This window comes from Paracoccus sp. FO-3, from assembly GCF_006386455.1.
Classification (GTDB): domain Bacteria; phylum Pseudomonadota; class Alphaproteobacteria; order Rhodobacterales; family Rhodobacteraceae; genus Paracoccus; species Paracoccus versutus.
Genome location: NZ_VCBQ01000229.1, coordinates 1 through 2240, shown reverse-complemented (window position 1 = coordinate 2240; position 2240 = coordinate 1). Strand labels below are relative to the sequence as shown.

The 2240-nt window shown below is 70.1% G+C and carries 3 protein-coding genes; 2 read left to right on the top strand and 1 reads right to left on the bottom strand.

All coding sequences use genetic code 11. From position 1 onward, the window contains the following. On the bottom strand, positions 1–337 hold a 337-nt coding region (locus FE811_RS26565; RefSeq protein ID WP_140849491.1), incomplete at its 3' end, for an NAD(P)/FAD-dependent oxidoreductase. A 277-nt stretch (positions 338–614) separates the two neighbouring features. Between FE811_RS26565 and greA the strand changes: the two genes are divergently transcribed. Further along, positions 615–1085, top strand: coding sequence for a transcription elongation factor GreA (gene greA, locus FE811_RS26560; protein WP_024845767.1), 471 nt, complete (start codon positions 615–617; stop codon positions 1083–1085). A gap of 17 nt (positions 1086–1102) precedes the next feature. Then, complete coding sequence (locus tag FE811_RS26555) at positions 1103–2077, top strand: hypothetical protein (RefSeq protein WP_116221931.1); 975 nt, start codon at positions 1103–1105, stop codon at positions 2075–2077. Positions 2078–2240 lie beyond the last annotated feature (163 nt).

Sequence of the window (2240 nt, the reverse complement as noted above, 5' to 3'; positions counted from 1 at the left end):
CGATGTATTTGCCGTGGTTCGACATCAAGGGCGGCATCGGCCAGTTCGGCACGCGGACCTGGCCCTGCGGGCCGAGGATGTAGAAATTGTCCTGGGTGACTTCGGTGCTGACGGGCGCGCCCTTGTCCTTCCAGTCCGGGATCAGCTTGTCGAGGCCGGCGGTGTCGAGCACGGCGCCCGAGAGGATATGCGCGCCGATCTCCGAGCCCTTCTCCAGCAGCACCACCGAAAGCTCCGGGTTCACCTGCTTGAGCCGGATCGCCGCCGACAGCCCCGCCGGGCCGCCGCCGACGATCACAACGTCGTATTCCATCGACTCGCGTTCAATTTCGGACATGGCTCGGCCCCCAACTTCCCTAGCTCGACAATCTGGGCGCAAGACCTAGCGCGTAATATTCTTGCGGGCAATCTTAACGCGACGCATGATAATCAACTTGCGACGTTTTCTCGGCAGGCTGCCGCGGATCGCATCCGGCGGGACTTGAAACAGGGACGGGATCGCGCCACGATGCCCCTCGGATTTTCAGCGGGCGCCCCCGGCCGATGGCCGGGGGCGTTCCAACAGCTTGTTTCGCGTTGACTGGCGTCGCACCGTTGCGACCGGAAGGACTGGAATGGAAAAGATACCGATGACCCGCGCGGGCTACGACCAGCTGGACGAGGAACTGCGCGAACTGCGCTCGGTCCAGCGCCCGGCGGTGATCCGCGCCATCGCCGAGGCGCGCGAGCATGGCGACCTGTCGGAAAATGCCGAATATCACGCCGCCCGCGAAAAGCAGAGCTTCGTCGAGGGCCGCATCAAGGAACTGGAGATGATCCTTTCGCGGGCCGAGGTCATCGACCCGAGCCGGCTGAACGGCTCGATCAAGTTCGGCGCCACCGTCACCCTGCTCGACGAGGATTCCGAGGAAGAGCGCACCTACCAGATCGTCGGCGAGGCCGAGGCGGACCTGGAGCGCGGGCTTCTGAACATCCGCTCGCCCCTGGCCCGCGCCCTGATCGGCAAGGACGAGGGCGACAGCGTCGAGGTGGTGACGCCGGGGGGCGGGAAATCCTATGAGATCATCTCGATCCGCTATGTCTGAAGGAAGGGGCCGGGCGCATGGACTCGCTTGATCCGCTGCGCAGGCTGGCCGTCGAACAGGCCCGCAACCGCGTGCTGGCGATCGGCGCGGGGGTCAGCTTGGCCTGGCTGGCGCTGGTCGGGCTGTTTGCGCTTTTCGGCCCGGAGGCCGAAGGGCAGGGCGCGGCGGGCTGGCTGGTCTGGCTGGTGGGCGTGATCCTACCCTTGGCGCTGGTCTGGCTGGCGGTCTGGTCGGCGCGCAGCCTGCTGCTCCTGCGCCAGGAGGCCGAGGAGCTGCGCGCCATGCTGGCCCGGATGCAGGACCAGGGCATGGCCGGCGAACCCATGGCCGAGCCGCGCGCGGCCGCGCCGTCCTCCGCCCCCGTTTCCGCGCCGGCCGCGCGGCGCGGCATGGTGCCGCCCGCGCCGCGGCCCTCTGCCGCGGATGCGCGGCAGGCCAGCCTGGAGCTGGATTCGCCGCCCGCGGCCCAGCTGACGCCGGCCGAGCTGTTCCATGCGCTGAACTTTCCCGACGGTCCCGAGGATCGCGAGGCGATTCGCTGCCTGCGGCTGGCGCTGGCCGATCCGGGCATGGCCCGGCTGATCCGGGCGGCGCAGGACGTGGTCACGCTGTTGGCGGGACAGGGCGTCTACATGGACGAGCTGGCCGTCCCCGAGGCCGATCCCGTCCTGTGGCGCCGCTTTGCCGAGGGCGCGCGCGGCGAGGCCGTGGCCGACCTGGCGGTGATTCGCGACGAGGCCGCCCTGGCCAGCGCCGGGGCGATGCTGCATGGCGACGAGGTGTTTCGCGACGTCGCCCATCATTTCCTGCGCCATTTCGACCGGCTGATGAGCCGCAAGGTGCAGGACAGCGACCCGCAATTGCTGGCCGCGCTGGCCGAGACCCGCTCGGGCCGGGCCTTTACCCTGCTGGCGCAGGTGACCGGCATGCTGGGCCGCGCCGGCACCCAGGCCGAGGGGGCCGACGGGGCAGAGGGGGCGGGCGCGCGCTAAAGCGGCAGCCGCAGCACATGGGCCGGCGCCGACCAGGGCCAGCCCAGCCTTTGGCGGTCCTGCGGCTGGAAGCCCATCGCCCGCCATGCCGCCAGCCCGGCGCGATTGCCGGCCTGGACCTCGGCGCGCAGGGCGGGGTGGCCCTGCCGGCGGGCATGGGCGG

What these genes read in the sequence shown, in the direction of transcription:
- greA (WP_024845767.1), top strand. Translation starts at nt 615, where the DNA reads ATGGAAAAGATACCGATGACCCGCGCGGGCTACGACCAGCTGGACGAG.
- FE811_RS26555 (WP_116221931.1), top strand. Translation starts at nt 1,103, where the DNA reads ATGGACTCGCTTGATCCGCTGCGCAGGCTGGCCGTCGAACAGGCCCGC.